This window comes from Streptomyces sp. NPDC059371 (genome assembly GCF_042751995.1).
Lineage (GTDB): Bacteria > Actinomycetota > Actinomycetes > Streptomycetales > Streptomycetaceae > Streptomyces.
This window is the reverse complement of sequence record NZ_JBHYXD010000110.1, coordinates 11550-29634: the sequence shown is the minus strand read 5'-3', so window position 1 is coordinate 29634 and position 18085 is coordinate 11550. Positions and strand designations below refer to the sequence as shown.

The window sequence follows — 18085 nt, the reverse complement described above, 5'->3', positions numbered from 1 at the left end:
GTCACCCGGGTGACCGGGTGACCGGGTGACCGGGTGACCGGGTGACCGGGCTGGCGGCAGGTCGGCCGTCCCGGGGGACCGCCACCGGGCCACGGCGAGGTCCGGCCGGCTTCCGGCGGTCAGGGAGCGTGCGGCCGTCAGGACGCGAACAGCCGTACCGGCCAGGCCGCGTGCGCCTCCGCGCCGATCTCCAGCAGCGGGGCCGACGCGGCGGGAAGCGCCTCGACACCTTCGTCGAGGGCCCGCCGCGCCGCACTCGCCGCCGCGTGGGCGACGACGTCCAGTTCCGGCGCGAGCCGGGCCAGCGCGGCCGTCGCGTCGAACGGGTCGAGGCTCAGCAACCGGACCGTCGCCGACGCGGGCCCGCTGACACACTCGTAGGCGGAGCAGTACGCGGCGTCCTCGGGCCCGAGACCGGGGGCCCGCGCGGCCACGCCCAGCACGACCGGCTGATGCGCCCCCTTGGGGAACTGCCGGGCCAGCGCGTCGAGTTCGTCGGACGGCCAGGTCGCCCTGGCGGCCCGCAGAAGCTGCCGGCCCAGACGGCGCGCGGTGACCCGCAGGGCGAGCGAGGGCGTGCGGGCGTCGGCGGCCGCGTCCAGGGCCACCGGATCGACCCCGAGCGCGCCCGCCGCGGCCAGCGCGGCCGAGACGAGTCCGCTCGTGTGCAGCCGGCCTCTGCAGAAGTCCTCCAGGCTCGCCGCTCCGGTGATCCGCCCGGCCCTGACCGCGGCCTCGGCCCCGCCGGAGTGCGCGTGACCTCCGGCGGGGAAGCGGCCGTCGGCCAGGACGAGAAGTGCCGCCCGGGACATCAGAAGAGGAAGTAACGCTGGGCCATGGGCAGTTCGGCGGCCGGAGTCGCCTCGACGAGCTCCCCGTCGATGTGCACGGCGAAGCTGTCGGGGTCGATCCGTACGTCGGGCCGGGCGTCGTTCTCCCGCATGTCGGCCTTGGTCACCGCCCGCGTCGACTCGATGGCGACGAACCGCTTGCCGAGCGAGAGCCGTTCCGGCAGCCCGTCCTCGATGGCCAGCGGGGCCACGAAGTTGAACGAGTTCGCGGCGGGAGCCCGTCCGATCGCCCCGAACATCGGCCGGGGCAGGACCGGTTGCGGGGTCGGGATGGAGGCGTTCGCGTCGCCCATCTGCGCGTACGCGATCATTCCGCCCTTGATGACGAGGTGCGGTTTGACCCCGAAGAACGCGGGCTCCCACAGAACCAGGTCGGCGAGCTTGCCGGTCTCCACCGAGCCGATCTCGCGGGCGAGTCCCTGCGCGAGCGCCGGGTTGATCGTGTATTTGGCGACATAGCGACGTACACGGTGGTTGTCGGCGCGGCCGTCGCCCGGCAGGGCGCCCCTGCGCCGCTTCATCACATGGGCCGTCTGCCAGGTCCGCAGGATCACCTCGCCAACGCGGCCCATGGCCTGGGAGTCGGAGGAGATGATCGAGATGGCGCCGAGGTCGTGGAGTATGTCCTCGGCCCCGATGGTGGACGGCCGGATGCGGGACTCGGCGAAGGCCAGGTCCTCGGGCACCGCCGGGTTCAGGTGGTGGCAGACCATCAGCATGTCGAGGTGTTCCTCGGCCGTGTTGACGGTGTAGGGCCGGGTCGGGTTGGTCGAACTCGGCAGGACGTACGGCTCGGAGACCACGGTCATGATGTCCGGCGCGTGCCCGCCGCCCGCACCCTCCGTGTGGTACGCGTGGATACCGCGTCCCGCGATGGCGGCGAGGGTGTCGGCGACGAACCCGGACTCGTTCAGGGTGTCGGTGTGGATGGCGACCTGGATGCCGGTGCGGTCGGCGACGGTGAGCGCGGCGTCGATCGCGGCGGGTGTCGAGCCCCAGTCCTCGTGGATCTTCAGGCCGAGCGCGCCGCCCCGGATCTGCGAGAACATCGCCTCGTGCGAGACGGTGTTGCCCTTTCCGAGCAGACCGAAGTTCAGCGGGTAGCCCTCCATCGCCTCCAGCATCCGGGCCAGATGCCAGGGGCCGGGGGTGACGGTGGTCGCCTTGGAGCCCTCGGCGGGACCCGTGCCGCCGCCGACGAGCGTCGTGATGCCGGAGGCGAGGGCCTCGTCGGCGATCTGCGGACAGATCAGATGGACGTGGGCGTCGATGGCGCCCGCGGTCATGATCCGCCCGTTGCCCGCGATGATCTCGGTCTCGGGGCCGATCACCAGGTCGGGATGAACGCCGTCCATGGTGTCGGGGTTGCCGGCCTTGCCGATGCCGGAGATCCGGCCGTCGCGGATGCCGACGTCCGCCTTGACGATCCCCCAGTGGTCGACGATCACGACGCCGGTGACGACGGTGTCCGGGGTGCCTTCGGCGCGCGTGGCGCGTGCCTGGCCCATGGATTCCCGGATGACCTTGCCCCCGCCGAACACCGCCTCGTCACCGGCGAGACCGGGCCCGCCGCAGCGGTCCTCCTCGATCTCGATCAGCAGGTCCGTGTCGGCGAGGCGGATGCGGTCGCCGGTGGTCGGACCGAACAGATCGGCGTACGCGGCACGCGAGATCTCAGGCATCGAGGGCACCTCCGGTCTCCCCGCGCAGTCCGGGCACCACGCGGGCGCCGGCGAGCGGGACGAGTTCGACCTCGACCGGGATCCCGGGCTCGAAGCGCACGGCGGTTCCGGCGGCGACGTTGAGCCGCTTCCCGCGGGCTGCGGCGCGGTCGAAGTCCAGACCGGGATTGGCCTCGGCGAAGTGGTAGTGGGAGCCGACCTGGACGGGGCGGTCGGCGGCGTTGAGGACGGTCAGCCGGGTGGCCTCACGCCCCTCGTTGAACACGACGGGTTCGTCGGCGAACAGGAACTCTCCGGGAATCACGGCGCTCCCCCTCCGTCAGACGATCGGGTCGTGGACGGTGACGAGCTTGGTGCCGTCCGGGAAGGTGGCCTCGACCTGGACGTCGTGGATCATCTCGGGGATGCCTGTCATGACGTCGTCCCGGGTGAGGATCTTGCGCCCGGAGGACATCAGTTCGGCGACGGTACGGCCGTCACGGGCGCCTTCGAGGATGTGCGAGGTGATCAGGGCGACGGCCTCGGGGTGGTTCAGTCTCAGTCCGCGGGCCCGGCGCTTCTCGGCGACATCGGCCGCCACATGGATCAGCAGCCTCTCCTGCTCGTGCGGGGTCAGTTGCACGGCGTACCACCTCACATCCTCGCTCCGGGCCGTGCGGGGCCCGGCGGCCGCGGCCACCGAAACCCCTGGTGGCATGGATGGGCACGCTAGTTGGCCGGAGTTTCGAGGACGTTAACCGGCCCGCGATCCCCTTCGGGTCCGGCCGGCGAACGCTCCCTGGGCCGCGATGCCGCCCCGCTTGCCCCGTTCCGCCCGCCCGGACCCTGACGGCACCCCGGGCCGGCGTGCGGCCGACGGGGGCCGGACCGTATACGGCGTGCGGCGGGCGGCACTAGGCACCGAGTCGCGGGAGGCCGGGGCGGCGCGCACGGTCACGCGCGGTCAGGAGGCGCTGGGCCCCCGGTGCTCCGCGGCGATGCCGAAGCGCTGGTGCTCGCGGGGCGCGGACGCCACGTCTCGGACGCTGGACAGCGAGCTGACCACCTGGTCGTCCGCGGGCTCCGGGAGGTCTTCGAGTCGCTCCAGGTCGGCCGCGGAGACCAGGGCGACGAGTGGCTTGCCGTGCCGCGTCACGACGACGCGTTCACCGCCGTACACGACGCGGTTGATCAGTTCGGCGAGCTCAGCCCTGGCTTGCGTCACCGGAATCTCGTAGGCCATGACGTCCAGCTTAGACCGGGCCTCCCGCACTCCGCGGGGCGCGAGATCCCGCCCGCCGGCGCTGCCCGGCACCCCTCGGCCGCCTTCCCGTCCGGGCGTGCCGCCGTTTCTGCTCTCAGCAGGACCCTCTCCCGCAGAGACGTACGTCCTGTACATTTTTTACAGACGTCGATCTGAGGAGGCGCGCCATGGACAGCCCGTCCGCCCGCTATGTCCTGCCCGAGTTCACGGAACGCACGAGCGCGGGACACCGGACCCTGGATCCCTACGCGAAGCTGCTCAGCGAACGGATCGTGTTCCTCGGGACGCCCGTCGACGACACCTCGGCGAACGACGTGACGGCCCAGTTCATGTACCTCGAACACCAGGCGCCCGAACAGGACATCTCGCTGTACATCAACTCCCCCGGCGGCTCCTTCGGCGCGATGACCGCGATCTACGACACGATGCGGTTCGTCACCTGCGACGTCGAGACGGTCTGTCTCGGTCAGGCGGCCTCGGTGGCGGCGGTGCTCCTGGCCTGCGGGACTCCGGGCAAGCGGCTCGCGCTGCCGGGGGCCCGCGTTCTCCTGCGTCAGCCGTCGGCGGCCGAGCCGTTCCAGGGGCGGACGAGCGACCTGGTCATCCAGGCCGAGGAGTTGATGCGGACCCGTCGGACGCTGGAGGAGATGCTCGGGCGCCACACGGGCCGGAGCCCGGAGCGGGTCGCGGCGGACCTCGAGCGCGACACCATCCTCGACGCCCCGGCGGCCCGGGCGTACGGGCTGATCGACCGGATCGTCCCGAGCCGCAGGGCCGCGCTCGACACGTCCGGCGCGAGGTGAGCGGCCGATGATCCCGGACCTCCCCCCGCTGCCCGCGCTGACCCGCGCCGAGGCCGAGCTGATCGACCGCTATCTCGACGTGGTCGACCTGGTCGGCCGTATCAACCCGTCACGCCCCGGAGACACCTATCGCGGCCTGAGGGCGGCTCAGGCACTGGTCGGCAAGGCGGAGGCTCTGCGGGACGCCCTCACTCTGATGCACCAGCGGGGCGAGAGCGAGGTGCACGCCGCGACGCTGGCCCAGGCCCTGCGGGTGCTCGGGGGAGAGCGGCGGGCGGCCCGGGTCACCGTGCCGCCCGAGTCCGGAAGTTGACGGACCCCCACCGACGAACCGGTACGCGCCGAAGCTCCGTGCCGTCCGGTCCACGACTCAAACGGACCGGATGGTGTACCCCCCGACGGCGTATTCCTCGGTCCTTTCTGCGACCCCTCCGAGTTGCGCAACACGCGGAGTCCGGACGCCGGATGGGACCCGTCGTCGCAGGTGCGGGCCTCATCGCTGTCTCCAACACGTGCTCGAACAGAGGGGTGTTCACTCGAACAGCCGAGTGGTGAGTAAGCCCACAAAACACCGGTTCCGCTCGGATTTTCCGACTCTGATGAGTGAAGATCCCTCCGACGACAAGCCCCCGCCACAGCGGCGGGGCGGTCCGGGCGGACGCCGAGTCCTGCCGCCTCCCGGATGCCCGGTCGACAGGAGTGCATCGGCAGGAGTGGAGGACCCAGCTAGACGGGCCGCCGGAACAGTTCCGGGCGGTCCTTGGGGTGAAGCCGCAGCAGCGGCCGGGCAACTTCGCCAGCCCGAATCCGACAGGTCATCCTTCACAGGCGGCTGACGAAGGGTTGCGCATGACTGCGCTCAATCGTGTCCCGTCGCTGTGGACCCGGGCCGGTACGGCCTCGGCGCTCACTCTCGCCGCCGTGGGCGGCAGCCTGGTGGTTCCAGGCGTCGCACCCGACGCCGAGGCGGCCACCGTCGCGACGAGGGCACTCCAGGTCGCGGCGTCGAAGCACGGCTCCCCCTACCAGTGGGGCGCCACCGGACCGCACCGCTTCGACTGCTCAGGGCTCACGCTCTACTCGTACAAGAAGGCGGGCAAGAAGCTGCCTCGTACGGCCGCGGCGCAGTACAACAAGACACACCATGTCTCGGCCTCGCACCGCAAGGCCGGTGACCTCGTGTTCTTCCACTCGGGCCGGAACGTGTACCACGTCGGCATCTACGCCGGTAAGGGAAAGATCTGGCACTCCCCGAAGACCGGGGAAGTGGTGAAACTGCAGAAGATCTGGACGAGAAGCGTCTGGTACGGCAGGGTCGGCTGACCCTTTCGCCCGGGGCGGCGGACCCCCGCCGCCCCGGCGCGAGCCCTCTCAGGGCCGCTCTGACGCCCTCCCGGCCCGTCGTGGGCAGACATACCGCCGCGACGCCCTCCCGGCCCTCGTGAGCCGACATGGCCGACGGGCTACGGACGGCGGGCCTCAGGGCTCCTGGGGCCACCCGGCCGGCACCGGCTGGACGGGGACCGTCCACGGGAGCTCGATGGAGACCGTCTTGCCGCCCTCCCGGGTCGGTACGACGGTGAGCCTGCCGCCGCATTCGGCGGTGAGCCAGCGGATGATCACCATGCCGCGGCCGTTGTCCTGCTGGACAGCCGCGGGCAGCCGCTTCGGAAAGCGCGGATGGCTGTCGGTGACACCGATACGCAGCCGCTCCTCCCGGTCGAGACACACGCCGACCGTGAAGGTGGGCGACTGCCCGAACGTGTGCTGCACGGCGTTGGTGGCCAGTTCGGACACGATCAGCCGCACGGTCTCGGCGACTTCGCAGTCCCCCGGCAGGCCCCATTCGGACAGCACATCGGCAACGAATTTTCGGGCCACGGAAACCGAAACCGGCTCGCTCGGCAGGGTGACGGATGCTTCCTGATGGTCTGCCATGGCGACGTTCGTCCCTTTCCCACGGGACCGGAGCCCGACACCGAGCGGATGGTTCGAGTACGGTCCCGGACTGGTGCTTGCGCCAGACTGCCATTACCGGGCCGGTCGCGGGTGCGATCCACCGAGTAATGCATATATCTGTCGCTCGATGCGGTGAACTCTGCGTCGGCAGAGCGTATTCGGACGACTTGGAAGGAGTAAGGAGAACAGCCATGCAGCACGGTCCCGCGGTGCGCCGCCGCAAGCTCGGTGCCGAACTGCGCGCGCTGCGCGCGGGCACGGGTCTCACGAGCGGAGAGGCGGCCCGCCTGCTCGGCTGGCACCAGTCGAAGGTGAGCCGCATCGAAACCGGCACCAGCGGGGTGAAACCGGCCGATGTGGAACGCCTGTTACGCGCGTACGGCGTCGAGGATTCCGAACTGCGCCGGCTTCTGGTCGTGTTGGCGGGATCCGAGGTCAACGGCCGGCACCACTGGTGGCACGCGTACCGCGGAGTGCTCCCGCCGGAGTACCGCGACTTCATCAGCCTGGAGTCCGGCGCCAGCGCCATGCGCACCCTGGAGACCTCTGTCGTACCCGGGCTGCTGCAGACGCCGGAGTACGCCCGCGCGGTGACGCGGGCAGCCGTGGACGGACTGGAGGAGAGCAAACTCGACACCCTGGTCGAAGTGCGTCTGGCGCGGCAGGACGTGCTGCGCTCGGACCCGCCGCTCGAACTCTCCGCGGTCCTGGACGAAGCCGTGCTGCGCCGGGAGGTGGGCGGCCCCGATGTCATGGCACGCCAGCTCCGCCGGCTGCGCGAGGCCGCCGTCCTTCCCCAAGTACGGCTTCAGGTGCTGCCGTTCGCGGCCGGCGCACACATCGGCGTGACCGGTCCTTTCGTTATTTTCTCATTTCCGAACACAACCGATCTGGATGTGGTTGTTCTCGACCACTTGACGAGTAGCCTCTATCTCGAACGGAAAGAAGACCTCCAGGCCTACGCCGAGGCCTTCAACGCCCTTCAGTTCCACGCCCTTTCACCCGAGGACTCGTTGGACTACATCGCCGCGATAGGCGACGACACGTAAGGAGGCACGTCATGTCTGCAATGCCTCGGTACGTACCCTCCAGTACTTCACTGCGCCCTGTGCGCTGGCTGCGCAGCAGCCGCAGTACCGGGATGAACAACTGCGTCGAGACGGCACGCCCGAGCACCGGCCCCTGGTCCGGAATGGTCGCGGTGCGCGATTCCAAGAACACGGCGGGACCCGCCCTGCTGTTCACCCCGGACGTCTGGGAGGGGTTCATCACCGGGCTGAACTGAACCCGCACGGTTCACCGCACAACCGCGCAACCGCACAACCGGCCGGCCGCCCCTGCGGACCACCGGCCGATCGCTCCACCCGCTCGTCGATCGATCGCTCCACCGGTTCACCGCTCCACCGGTTCACCGGTTCCGGCTGATCACGTCCACCGCGTGCTCGATCTGCTCATGAGTGAGGTCCGCGCGGGCCGTCAGCCGCAGCCGCGAAACACCGTCGGGCACCGACGGGGGACGGAAACAGCCGACAGCGAGGCCCGCCTCGCGGCATTCGGCCGCCCATCGCACCGCCCGTTCGGGGGACGGTGCCCGCACGGAGACGACCGCGGCGTCCGGTCGTACCGCGGAGAGACCCTCCGCCGTCAGCCGCGTGTGCAGCGCCCTGGCCACCTCGCGCGCCCGCGCCGCCCGCTCCGGCTCGCGGCGCAGCAGGCGCAGGGCCGCGAGTGCCGCGCCCGCCGCCGCCGGCGCCAGGCCGGTGTCGAAGATGAAGGTTCGCGCCGCGTTGATCAGATGATCGATGACGGCCGCCGGGCCGAGGACCGCGCCGCCCTGGCTGCCGAGCGACTTGGACAGCGTGACGGTCACGACGACGTCCGGGTCCCCCGCGAGCCCCGCGGCGTGCGGAGCGCCCCTGCCGCCGTCGCCCAGGACCCCGAGTCCGTGCGCGTCGTCGACGACGAGACCGGCGCCGTACTCCCGGCTCGCGAGGGCCAGTTCGGCGAGCGGGGCCGCGTCGCCGTCCACCGAGAAGACCGTGTCGGAGACGGTGACGGCGGGTCCGTCGTGGGTGCCGAGCGCCTTGCGAACGGCGTCGGGGTCCGCGTGGGAGACCACCTGTGTCGTGCCGCGGGCGAGCCGGCAGCCGTCGATCAGGGAGGCGTGGTTGCCCGCGTCCGAGACGATCAGCGAGCCGTGCGGCGCGAGCGCGGTGACGGCGGCGAGGTTGGCCGCGTAGCCCGAGGACAGGACGAGCGCGGACTCGAAGCCGCAGAAGTCGGCCAGTTCGCGTTCCAGCTCGCCGTGGAGTTCGGTGGTGCCGGTGACGAGCCGGGAACCGGTCGCGCCGCCGCCCCACCGGCGCGCGGCCGCGGCCGCGCCCTCGGTGACCTCCGGATGGCGGGCGAGCCCGAGGTAGTCGTTGCTCGCGAGATCGAGGAGGGGCGACTCGGCGGGGCGCGGGCGCAACGTACGCACGAGTCCGGCCCGGCGACGCGCCTCGGCCTGCTCGTCGATCCAGCCGAACGCCATGGGTCCTCCGGGTCTCGCTGCGGTGCGGTGGCGGTGATTTGTAGGCAGTGAACAGACCCTAGCGGTCGCTCCGACGGCGCATGATGTGGCAATACCCACACGTCGAACCATCTCTGTTGTGCAAACTCTCCTTGGCCGAGAGCGGTCGCATGGTCCAGGATCGGACCTCATGGACCTGCTGAACACGCTGGTGGACAAGGGGCTTCGGCGCGAGCTGCCGACCCGCGACGAGGCGCTGGCCGTACTGGCCACCTCCGACGACGACGTACTCGACGTGGTGGCCGCGGCCGGAAAGGTACGCCGGCACTGGTTCGGCCGACGGGTGAAACTGAACTATCTCGTCAACCTGAAGTCGGGCCTGTGCCCGGAGGACTGCTCGTACTGCTCGCAGCGTCTCGGCTCCACGGCCGGCATCCTCAAGTACAGCTGGCTCAAGCCCGACGAGGCCTCCAAGGCCGCGGCGGCCGGGCTCGCCGGGGGCGCCAAGCGGGTCTGCCTGGTGGCCAGCGGGCGCGGCCCGACGGACCGTGACGTGGACCGGGTCTCCGACACGATCAAGGCCATCAAGGAACAGAACGAGAACGTCGAGGTGTGCGCCTGCCTCGGTCTGCTCTCCGACGGCCAGGCCGAGCGGCTGCGCGAGGCGGGCGCGGACGCCTACAACCACAACCTGAACACGTCCGAGGGAACGTACGGGGAGATCACGACCACCCACACGTACGCCGACCGGGTGGACACCGTCCAGAAGGCGCACGCGGCGGGGCTGTCCGCCTGCTCGGGCCTGATCGCGGGCATGGGCGAGTCGGACGAGGACCTCGTCGACGTCGTCTACGCGCTGCGCGAGCTCGACCCCGACTCCGTTCCGGTGAATTTCCTGATCCCCTTCGAGGGAACCCCGCTCGCCAAGGAGTGGAACCTCACCCCGCAGCGCTGTCTGCGCATCCTGGCCATGGTCCGCTTCGTCTGCCCGGACGTCGAGGTCCGGATCGCCGGCGGCCGCGAGGTGCATCTGCGTACCCTCCAGCCGCTGGCCCTGAACCTCGCCAACTCGATCTTCCTCGGTGACTACCTCACCAGCGAGGGCCAGGCGGGCAAGGCCGACCTGGAGATGATCGCGGACGCCGGCTTCGAGGTGGAGAACGCGGGCGAGGTGACGCTGCCCGAACACCGCGCGCCGTCCGGCGGCTGCGGCTCGCACGCGGAAGCGGGGTGCGGCTCGCACGGGGCCGCCGGATGCGGATCGCACGCCGAGGCGGGCTGCGGATCCCACGAGGGCGGCGGCGTGTGCGGTTCGGCGCCCGTGGCTCCGGCCGAGGCGCCCGCCGACGCCCGTACGGACCTGGTCTCCGTGCGCCGCCGCGGTGCCGGAACGGATCTCGCGCCCAATGCGTGACCTGTCCGTGCGAGACCTGTCCGTGCGAGAACTGCTCGACCTCGACCGGCGGCATGTCTGGCATCCGTACGGGCCGATGCCCGGCCGTCAGGAACCGCTGGTCGTGGAGTCGGCGAGCGGGGTCCGGCTGCGGCTGGCCGACGGCACGGGCGAGCTGGTCGACGGCATGTCGTCCTGGTGGTCGGCCATCCACGGCTACAACCACCCGGTCCTGAACGACGCGGCGCGCGGCCAGCTCGAGCGGATGAGCCATGTGATGTTCGGCGGGCTCACCCACGAGCCCGCCGTCCGGCTGGCGAAGAGGCTGGTCGACATCTCGCCGGACGGTCTGGAGCACGTCTTCCTCGCCGACTCCGGCTCGGTCTCGGTCGAGGTCGCCGTCAAGATGTGCCTCCAGCACTGGCGCTCGCTCGGCCGTCCGGGCAAGCAGCGGCTGCTGACCTGGCGCGGCGGCTATCACGGGGACACCTGGCAGCCCATGTCGGTGTGCGACCCCGAGGGCGGGATGCACGAGCTGTGGCAGGGCGTGCTCCAGCGCCAGGTGTTCGCCGACGCGCCACCGGCCGCGTACGAGGAGTCGTACGCGGACCATCTGCGCGAGCTGATCGGGCGGCACGCCGACGAGCTCGCCGCCGTCATCGTGGAGCCGGTGGTGCAGGGCGCGGGCGGGATGCGTTTCCACTCCCCCGCGTATCTGCGGGTGCTGCGCGAGGCCTGCGACGAGCACGACGTCCTGCTGGTCTTCGACGAGATCGCGACGGGTTTCGGCCGTACGGGTGAGCTGTTCGCGGCGGACCACGCGGGCGTGACCCCCGATGTGATGTGTGTCGGCAAGGCGCTGACCGGCGGCTATCTGACGATGGCGGCGACGCTGTGCACCTCGCGGGTGGCCGACGGCATCTCGCGCGGCGATGTGCCGGTACTCGCGCACGGCCCGACGTTCATGGGCAATCCGCTCGCCGCCGCGGTGGCGTGCGCCTCGGTCGACCTGTTGCTCGGGCAGGACTGGCGGACCGAGGTGAAACGGATCGAGGCGGGGCTGACGGAGGGCCTCGCGGAGGCCTCCACGCTGCCGGGCGTCCGGGACGTACGGGTGCTCGGCGCGATCGGAGTCGTCCAGCTCGACCACGAGGTGGACATGAAGGCGGCGACGGCGGCCGCGGTACGCGAGGGCGTATGGCTGCGGCCGTTCCGCGACCTCGTCTACACGATGCCGCCGTACGTCACCGGCGACACGGACCTGGCACGGATCGCGCGCGCGGTGTGCGCCGCGGCGCGGGAGGGCTGAGATGACGGTACTGGTGATCACGGGTACGGGCACGGAGGTGGGCAAGACGGTCGTCACGGCCGCCGTCGCCGCCACGGCCCTCGCGGCGGGACGGTCCGTGGCCGTGCTGAAGCCCGCGCAGACGGGTGTACGACCGGACGAGCGCGGCGACGCGGACGAGGTGGCCCGGCTCGCCGGTGCCGTCACGACGCTCGAACTGGGCCGCTATCCCGAGCCGTTGGCGCCCGCGACGGCCGCCCGGCGGGCCGGACTGCCGCCCGTGTCGCCGGAGTCGGCGGCGGAGGCCGCGGCGAAGCTCGCCACCGAGCACGATCTGGTGCTGGTCGAGGGCGCCGGCGGTCTGCTCGTCCGGTTCGACCACGAGGACGGGACGCTCGCGGACGTGGCCCGGATGCTGGACGCGCCCGTGCTGATCGTCGCTTCGGCGGGGCTGGGAACACTCAACACGACGGAACTGACGGCTCGTGAACTGCGACTCCGGGAGCTGGAGTTGGCGGGGGTGGTGATCGGGAGCTGGCCGGACTCCCCCGATCTGGCGATGCGGTGCAATCTCGCGGACCTGCCTGCGGTGTCGGGGGCGCCCCTGCTGGGCGCCGTCCCGGCGGGCGTGGGCGGCCTCTCGCCCGCCGGCTTCCGTGCCGGGGCGCCGGGCTGGCTGGATCACCGGCTGGGCGGACGCTGGAACGCCGGAGTCTTCGCGGCGGCGCACACGGCCTGACGCCGACCGCGGCCCCGGCAGGCGCCTCGACCGGCACACACGGCATGACGCCGGCCGGGGAAGGCGTCTCTCCCGGCCTCCATCCGCCGCTCACCGAGCCGCCGGTGGAGGCACGCCGCCCCGCGTCGCTCGCCGGGGCCGCCGGTCGAACTCCCCTTGCCCGTCGGGCACTCGGACGGCGGCAGCCGGACGGCGGTGCTGGACAGCCGCGCCGTCCCGGGGCCACGACGCGCCGCCCGCGGCCCGCACCCGTCGCCCGTCCCCGGCCATCGGCCTCCGGCCACCGCCGGCCCGGGAGCCGTCATGGCTCGGCCGGGGCGGGACGGCCGGGGCGGCTCCCTGCCGGGTGAACTCGCCTTCCGCGTGACGCGCCGGGCGTGCGGCGGGCTTCCCGGGGGGACAATTCCGGTGAACCCTGTCTCCCGGGAGGTCCGAGATGCCGTTCAAGCCGCTCCGTTCGGCCGACTCCGGCAAGGTCTCCCCGGAGGCCGTGCACCATCCGGTGTTCGCCCGCTACTACGCCCGTCTCAGCGTCGGCGCCGAGACCCGGATGGGCATCGGCCGGCTGCGCGAACGGCTGCTCGAGGGACTGTCCGGGCGGGTGATCGAGATCGGCGCGGGCAACGGCCTGAACTTCGCCCACTATCCGGGCACCGTGTCGGAGGTCGTGGCCATCGAACCCGAGCGGCTGCTGCGGCAGTTGGCGTTGGAGGCGGCGCTGCGCTGCGAGGTGCCCGTCGATGTGGCGCCGGGCGCCGCGGAGGCCCTGCCGGTCAAGAGCGAGGCGTACGACGCCGCCGTGCTCTCGCTCGTACTGTGCAGCGTGCGGGACGTGCCGAAGGCGCTCGCCGAGGTGCGGCGGGTGCTGCGCCCGGGCGGCACGGTGCGGTTCTTCGAGCACGGCCGGGGCGGCGGACGGGTCATGGGTTCCGTCCAGCGGGGCCTGGACGCCACGGTGTGGCCGCGGCTGTGCGGCGGCTGCCACGTGGCCCGCGACCCGATCGCCGCGCTGCGTGAGGCGGGATTCGAACTGGGCCCGTACCGGCGGCTGTTGCTGCCCGAGAAGGGGCCGCGCCTGCCCACGTCGTACTGCGTCCTGGGCACGGCCCGTCGGCCGCTCGACTGACGAGCGCGCCCCCGGGGCTTCCGCGCCGGGGTCACAGACTCCAGCGGCGCAGTTCGTGGGCGATGTCGTGCACGGTCGCCTGGCCGCTCTTCACCAGGCGGGCCAGTTCCCTCACCTGTTCGGGCGAGGTGACGACCTTCAGGCCGCTGGCGACGAGATAGGCGTAGGCGACGGCCGAGGCGAACATCGCGTTGGAGCGTTCGAGCGCCGGGACGTGCAACAGGAGCTGGAGCAGTGCGGCGGCGCGGGCGTGCGGACTGTCGTACACGGGAATGCCGAGGATCTCCGCCTCGTGCCGGCTGACCGCGGCGACGAGGGCTCCCCAGTCGGTGACCTGGGGGTCTCCCGGTGTTTTCCGTTCGGCGATCATGAGGAGCCAGGCAAGGTCGACTCTGATACTGCTCAAGGGATCAACGACGACCTTCGCTGGTGCCTTCACGCTCCGCGCCGAACTCCTCGGCGAAGACGGACTCGTACTGCTTCATGAAATCGGCGGCGGCCTCCACGAAGGTGTGGCCCACTTCCCCGGTGTCCTGCCGGACCAGTTCCTCGATGTAGCGGTTCACGCTCATCCCCCGTTCCAGGGCTCTCTCCCGGGCGGCGCGCGCGGTGCCTTCGTCCACCCGGACGTTCAGCTGAGTCTTCGCCATCCTTCGAAGCTAGCGCGATACCGCTAGCACGGGCAAGAGGGGCCGGGGGTGGAGAACCGCGGTGGAGATTGCCCCTTACATCGATATCAGGGCCACACCCTGGGACGGAGACCGTGTGGCACCTGGGGGGGATACCGGGTGTGCGTCCGGTCACACTACGCTCGGGCCGACCATGTGTCCGGACATCCATCCCAGGAGGAGGCGGTCTTGTCCACAGCTGCTGCCGAGCAGATTCCCGGCCGCGCGGAGGGGGACGGGATCGCCGCCCGAGCCCGCGGCCTGACCAAGGCGTACGGTTCCGGCGAGACCGCGGTACTGGCCCTCGACTCGGTCGACGTGGACATCGCGCGCGGCCGGTTCACCGCCGTCATGGGTCCCTCGGGCTCCGGGAAGTCCACCCTCATGCACTGTCTGGCGGGCCTGGACACCGTCTCGGCCGGGCAGGTGTGGCTGGGCGACACCGAGATCACCGGGCTGAAGGACCGCGAACTGACCCGGCTGCGGCGGGACCGGATCGGCTTCATGTTCCAGTCGTTCAACCTGATCCCCACCCTCAACGCGGCCGAGAACATCACGCTGCCCATGGACATCGCGGGCCAGAAGCCCGACCAGAAGTGGCTCGACCAGGTCATCGACACCCTCGGGCTGCGCGATCGGCTGAAGCACCGGCCCGCCCAGCTCTCCGGGGGACAGCAGCAGCGCGTCGCCTGCGCGCGGGCGCTCGCCTCCCGGCCCGAGCTGATCTTCGCGGACGAGCCGACCGGCAATCTGGACTCGCGGGCGGGCCTCGAAGTCCTCGGATTCCTGCGCGAGGCCGTGGACGAGCTGGGCCAGACCGTCGTCATGGTCACCCACGATCCCGGCGCGGCCGCCCACTCCGATCTCGTGCTCTTCCTCGCGGACGGGCGGATCGTGGACGAGATGGAGCGGCCCTCCGCGGACGCCGTGCTGGAACGGATGAAGCGTTTCGACACCGTCCGGGTCACCTTCGACGGCGGGCGCGGCGAGCCCGGTGGAGCGGCCTCCGAGGGCGAAGGGGGTCCCGCGGCGGACGCCCGCGGCGCGGGTGACACGACTCCCGTCACGGGTGACACGGCTCCCGTCACGGGTGGGACGGCCCACGGCGGCTCCGGCGGCACCGCTCCCGGCGGCGGCTCCGGCGACGTAACCCCCGACAAGGACTGAGGCGGTCGTGCTCAAGGCGACACTGCGAAGCTTTCTCGCGCACAAAGGGCGACTGCTGCTCTCGGCCCTGGCCATCGTGCTGTCCGTGGCCTTCGTCGCGGGCAGTCTCATCTTCTCGGACACGGTGACCCGTACGTTCGACCGGCTCTTCGCCTCCACCGCGGCCGATGTGACCGTGGAACCGAAGAACGATCTGACGTCCCAACTGCCCACCGGCGCCACCGAGACCGTCCCCGCCTCCCTCGCGGACCGGCTCGCCGACGTCGAAGGAGTCGCCGCGACCCACGTGGACGCGTCGGTGGAGAACGCCCCGGTCGTCGACAGTGCGAACAAGTCGGTCGGACCGACGACGGGCGCCCCCACGATCGTCACCAACTGGGAGATCACCGAACGCAGTCCGGTGAAGCTGACCTCCGGTCACGAACCGCACGGCGCCGGCGAGGCGCTGCTCGACGCGGACACCGCCGACAAGAAGCACCTCGGTATCGGCGACACCCTCACGGTGCAGGCACAGCCCGGCTCCTTCAAGGTGCGGATCGTCGGCATCGCCACCTTCACCACCACCAACCCCGGTGCCGCGCTGATCTTCCTCGACACCCCGGCCGCGCAGTCCAAGCTGCTCGGCCGCCCCGACGCCGCCACGAGCATCTCCGTGGACGCCGCGCCGGGTGTCGACGACGCCGTGCTCAAGAAGCGCGTCTCCGCCGAACTCGGCGCCGGACCCTACGACGTGAAGACGGCCGAGGAGCAGGCGAAGTCGTCCGCCGAGCAGCTCGGCGGATTCCTCGACGTCATCAAGTACGTGATGCTCGGCTTCGCCGGGATCGCGGTGCTCGTCGGCATATTCCTCATCGTCAACACCTTCTCCATGCTGATCGCCCAGCGCACCCGGGAACTCGGGCTGCTGCGGGCGCTGGGCGCCGACCGCCGACAGGTGCGCCGGTCGGTGCTCACCGAGGCGCTGCTCCTCGGCCTGGTGGGTTCGACGCTCGGCCTCGCGGCCGGGATCGGGCTGGCGATCGGGCTGATCAAGCTGATGACCGCCTTCGGCATGAACCTCAAGTCCACGGAGATGGTGATCGGTTGGGGAACCCCCGTGGCGGCGTACGTCGTCGGCGTCGGCGTCACGTACATCGCGGCCTATCTTCCGGCCAGGCGGGCGGCGGGCGTCTCGCCCATGGCGGCCCTCTCGGACGCCGAAGTCGCGGGCGTGGGGCGGCCGTTGCGGGTACGGGCCGTGGTCGGCGGGGTCGTCGGCGCGGCCGGGGCCGCGGCTCTGGCGGGCTGCGCGGCCGCGTCGAAGACCTCGACCTCGGCCTCGCTGCTGGGACTCGGTGTCGTCCTCACCCTGATCGCCACGGTGATCGCCGGGCCGCTGCTCGTGCGGCCGGTGATCCGGGTCCTCGGCGGCGCGTTCCCGGCGATCTTCGGGCCGGTGGGCCGGATGAGCCAGCGCAACGCGCTGCGCAACCCCCGGCGCACCGGCGCCACCGCGGCCGCCCTGATGGTCGGTCTCGCCCTGGTCGGCGGGATGTCCGTCGCCAGCGCGTCCATGAGCAAGTCCTTCGACCAGCAGATCGACAAAACCCTCGGTGCCGACTTCGTTCTCCAGAACGCCAATTACGTGCCGTTCTCGCACGAGGTCACGGACAAGGTGCGCGCCACCGAGGGGGTCGGCCTGGTCGTCCGGCAGCGGTTCACCCCGGTCGCGGTCAGACTGCCCGACGGCAAGCGGGTGGAGACGACCGCCTCGGCCTACGATCCGCGGCTCGACGACGTCGCCCACCTCACGTACACGCGGGGCGACTCGGCGGCGGCGCTCGGCGAGGGGCGTATCGCGATGGACGCGACGTTCGCCGAGGACCACGACGTGCGGGTCGGCAGCACGATTCCCGTCGAGTTCCCCGCCGGCCGCTCGACGACCCTGACCGTGGGCGCGCTCACGGACCAGGACGGCGGGGGGTTCGGGACGCAGGGCGGACTCTTCTTCGGCTTCGGCACGATCGAGAAGTACGTGCCCGGCGGGCAGGACTCGGCCCTGTACGTCAACGCGGCCCCGGGCACGGCCCCGGACCGACTGCGGCCGCGTCTGGAGAAGACCCTTGAGCCGTACCCGCAGGTTCAGGTCCGCGACCAGGCCGACTACAAGAAGCTCGTCCACGACCAGATCGCCGTGCTGCTCTACCTCGTGTACGCGCTGCTCGGGCTCGCGATCGTCATCGCCGTGCTCGGCGTGGTCAACACCCTCGCCCTGTCCGTCGTGGAGCGCACCCGCGAGATCGGGCTGCTGCGCGCCATCGGCCTCGGCCGGCGTCAACTGCGCCGGATGATCCGTCTGGAGTCCGTGGTGATCGCCGTGTTCGGCGCGGTGCTCGGGCTGGCGCTCGGGATCATCTGGGGTGTCTGTGTCCAGCAGGTGCTCGCGCTGCAGGGCATGAAGGCGCTCGCCATCCCCTGGACGACGATCGTCGCGGTCGTGATCGGCTCGGCCGTCGTCGGCATCGTCGCGGCACTGCTCCCGGCCCTGCGCGCGTCGCGCATGAACGTCCTGGCCGCGATCGCGCACGAATGACCACACCCCGGGGCGGGCCCGCCCCCCCGGGGCGCCGCCCCCGCCCCCCCGCCCCGGGGCCGCGCCCCGCGCCCGCCCCCCC

At 71.6% G+C, this 18085-nt stretch carries 20 protein-coding genes and 1 riboswitch; of the genes, 11 read left to right on the top strand and 9 right to left on the bottom strand.

All coding sequences use genetic code 11. The features are described from left to right. Positions 1-137: 137 nt before the first annotated feature. The 5 genes from ACFXGX_RS37130 to ACFXGX_RS37110 form a co-directional block, all read right to left on the bottom strand. Positions 138-812, bottom strand: coding sequence for an urease accessory protein UreF (locus ACFXGX_RS37130; RefSeq protein WP_384800825.1), 675 nt, complete (start codon positions 810-812; stop codon positions 138-140). Continuing rightward, the gene (locus ACFXGX_RS37125; protein ID WP_384800822.1) at positions 812-2533 is read right to left on the bottom strand and encodes an urease subunit alpha; all 1722 of its coding nucleotides are present in this window, start codon (positions 2531-2533) and stop codon (positions 812-814) included. The genes ACFXGX_RS37130 and ACFXGX_RS37125 overlap by 1 nt, the downstream gene beginning before the upstream one ends. Then, positions 2526-2837: an urease subunit beta gene (locus tag ACFXGX_RS37120; RefSeq protein WP_326789137.1), complete on the bottom strand. Its 312-nt coding sequence runs from the start codon at positions 2835-2837 to the stop codon at positions 2526-2528. The genes ACFXGX_RS37125 and ACFXGX_RS37120 overlap by 8 nt, the downstream gene beginning before the upstream one ends. Positions 2838-2852: 15 nt before the next feature. Then, positions 2853-3155, bottom strand: coding sequence for an urease subunit gamma (locus ACFXGX_RS37115; protein WP_103550668.1), 303 nt, complete (start codon positions 3153-3155; stop codon positions 2853-2855). A gap of 321 nt (positions 3156-3476) precedes the next feature. Continuing rightward, complete coding sequence (locus ACFXGX_RS37110; protein ID WP_384800817.1) at positions 3477-3755, bottom strand: type II toxin-antitoxin system Phd/YefM family antitoxin; 279 nt, start codon at positions 3753-3755, stop codon at positions 3477-3479. Between the two features lie 188 nt (positions 3756-3943). Here ACFXGX_RS37110 and ACFXGX_RS37105 point away from each other — a divergent pair, with 188 nt between their 5' ends. The 3 genes from ACFXGX_RS37105 to ACFXGX_RS37095 all read left to right on the top strand — a co-directional run bounded on the left by ACFXGX_RS37105 (position 3944) and on the right by ACFXGX_RS37095 (position 5902). Then, complete coding sequence (locus ACFXGX_RS37105) at positions 3944-4579, top strand: ATP-dependent Clp protease proteolytic subunit (RefSeq protein ID WP_384800814.1); 636 nt, start codon at positions 3944-3946, stop codon at positions 4577-4579. A gap of 7 nt (positions 4580-4586) precedes the next feature. Further along, positions 4587-4892, top strand: coding sequence for a hypothetical protein (locus ACFXGX_RS37100; RefSeq protein WP_384800811.1), 306 nt, complete (start codon positions 4587-4589; stop codon positions 4890-4892). Positions 4893-5228: 336 nt separating this feature from the next. Continuing rightward, positions 5229-5425: riboswitch (cyclic di-AMP (ydaO/yuaA leader) on the top strand. Between the two features lie 3 nt (positions 5426-5428). Then, a complete protein-coding gene (locus ACFXGX_RS37095) occupies positions 5429-5902 on the top strand; it encodes a C40 family peptidase (protein WP_351865790.1) in 474 nt (157 codons plus the stop codon). A 156-nt stretch (positions 5903-6058) separates the two neighbouring features. Here the strand turns inward: ACFXGX_RS37095 and ACFXGX_RS37090 are convergent, their stop codons facing one another. Continuing rightward, positions 6059-6517: an ATP-binding protein gene (locus tag ACFXGX_RS37090; RefSeq protein ID WP_384800808.1), complete on the bottom strand. Its 459-nt coding sequence runs from the start codon at positions 6515-6517 to the stop codon at positions 6059-6061. Positions 6518-6729: 212 nt separating this feature from the next. Here ACFXGX_RS37090 and ACFXGX_RS37085 point away from each other — a divergent pair, with 212 nt between their 5' ends. After that, positions 6730-7587 (top strand): helix-turn-helix domain-containing protein, encoded by an 858-nt coding sequence (locus tag ACFXGX_RS37085; RefSeq protein WP_384800805.1) that lies wholly within the window; start codon positions 6730-6732, stop codon positions 7585-7587. 11 nt (positions 7588-7598) lie between these two features. After that, positions 7599-7823 (top strand): DUF397 domain-containing protein, encoded by a 225-nt coding sequence (locus ACFXGX_RS37080; protein ID WP_384800802.1) that lies wholly within the window; start codon positions 7599-7601, stop codon positions 7821-7823. 123 nt (positions 7824-7946) lie between these two features. Here ACFXGX_RS37080 and ACFXGX_RS37075 read toward each other — a convergent pair whose 3' ends face one another. Next, positions 7947-9071 carry an 8-amino-7-oxononanoate synthase gene (locus tag ACFXGX_RS37075; protein WP_384800799.1) on the bottom strand — a complete coding sequence of 375 codons (1125 nt, stop codon included), beginning with the start codon at positions 9069-9071 and terminating at the stop codon, positions 7947-7949. A 169-nt stretch (positions 9072-9240) separates the two neighbouring features. On the opposite strand from ACFXGX_RS37075, the gene bioB reads away from it, so the two are divergent. From bioB to ACFXGX_RS37055, 4 genes are all read left to right on the top strand, one after another. After that, positions 9241-10464, top strand: a complete 1224-nt coding sequence (gene bioB, locus ACFXGX_RS37070; protein ID WP_384800796.1) for a biotin synthase BioB — start codon at positions 9241-9243, stop codon at positions 10462-10464. Continuing rightward, positions 10457-11752 carry an adenosylmethionine--8-amino-7-oxononanoate transaminase gene (locus tag ACFXGX_RS37065; RefSeq protein WP_384800793.1) on the top strand — a complete coding sequence of 432 codons (1296 nt, stop codon included), beginning with the start codon at positions 10457-10459 and terminating at the stop codon, positions 11750-11752. Before bioB ends, ACFXGX_RS37065 begins: the two co-directional genes overlap by 8 nt. A 1-nt stretch (position 11753) precedes the next feature. Further along, positions 11754-12470: a dethiobiotin synthase gene (gene bioD / locus ACFXGX_RS37060; protein WP_384800790.1), complete on the top strand. Its 717-nt coding sequence runs from the start codon at positions 11754-11756 to the stop codon at positions 12468-12470. A gap of 436 nt (positions 12471-12906) precedes the next feature. After that, entirely contained in the window at positions 12907-13596 is a 690-nt protein-coding gene (locus tag ACFXGX_RS37055) for a class I SAM-dependent methyltransferase (protein WP_384800787.1), read from the top strand. A 31-nt stretch (positions 13597-13627) separates the two neighbouring features. Here the strand turns inward: ACFXGX_RS37055 and ACFXGX_RS37050 are convergent, their stop codons facing one another. Both ACFXGX_RS37050 and ACFXGX_RS37045 read right to left on the bottom strand, forming a co-directional pair. Then, the gene (locus tag ACFXGX_RS37050; protein WP_384800828.1) at positions 13628-13966 is read right to left on the bottom strand and encodes a fic family toxin-antitoxin system, toxin component; all 339 of its coding nucleotides are present in this window, start codon (positions 13964-13966) and stop codon (positions 13628-13630) included. 40 nt (positions 13967-14006) lie between these two features. After that, positions 14007-14246, bottom strand: a complete 240-nt coding sequence (locus ACFXGX_RS37045) for a toxin-antitoxin system HicB family antitoxin (RefSeq protein WP_339127977.1) — start codon at positions 14244-14246, stop codon at positions 14007-14009. Between the two features lie 207 nt (positions 14247-14453). Between ACFXGX_RS37045 and ACFXGX_RS37040 the strand changes: the two genes are divergently transcribed. Both ACFXGX_RS37040 and ACFXGX_RS37035 read left to right on the top strand, forming a co-directional pair. After that, a complete protein-coding gene (locus tag ACFXGX_RS37040; RefSeq protein WP_384800784.1) occupies positions 14454-15431 on the top strand; it encodes an ABC transporter ATP-binding protein in 978 nt (325 codons plus the stop codon). Between the two features lie 7 nt (positions 15432-15438). Next, positions 15439-18003 carry an ABC transporter permease gene (locus tag ACFXGX_RS37035; protein WP_384800781.1) on the top strand — a complete coding sequence of 855 codons (2565 nt, stop codon included), beginning with the start codon at positions 15439-15441 and terminating at the stop codon, positions 18001-18003. The last annotated feature ends 82 nt before the right edge of the window (positions 18004-18085 follow it).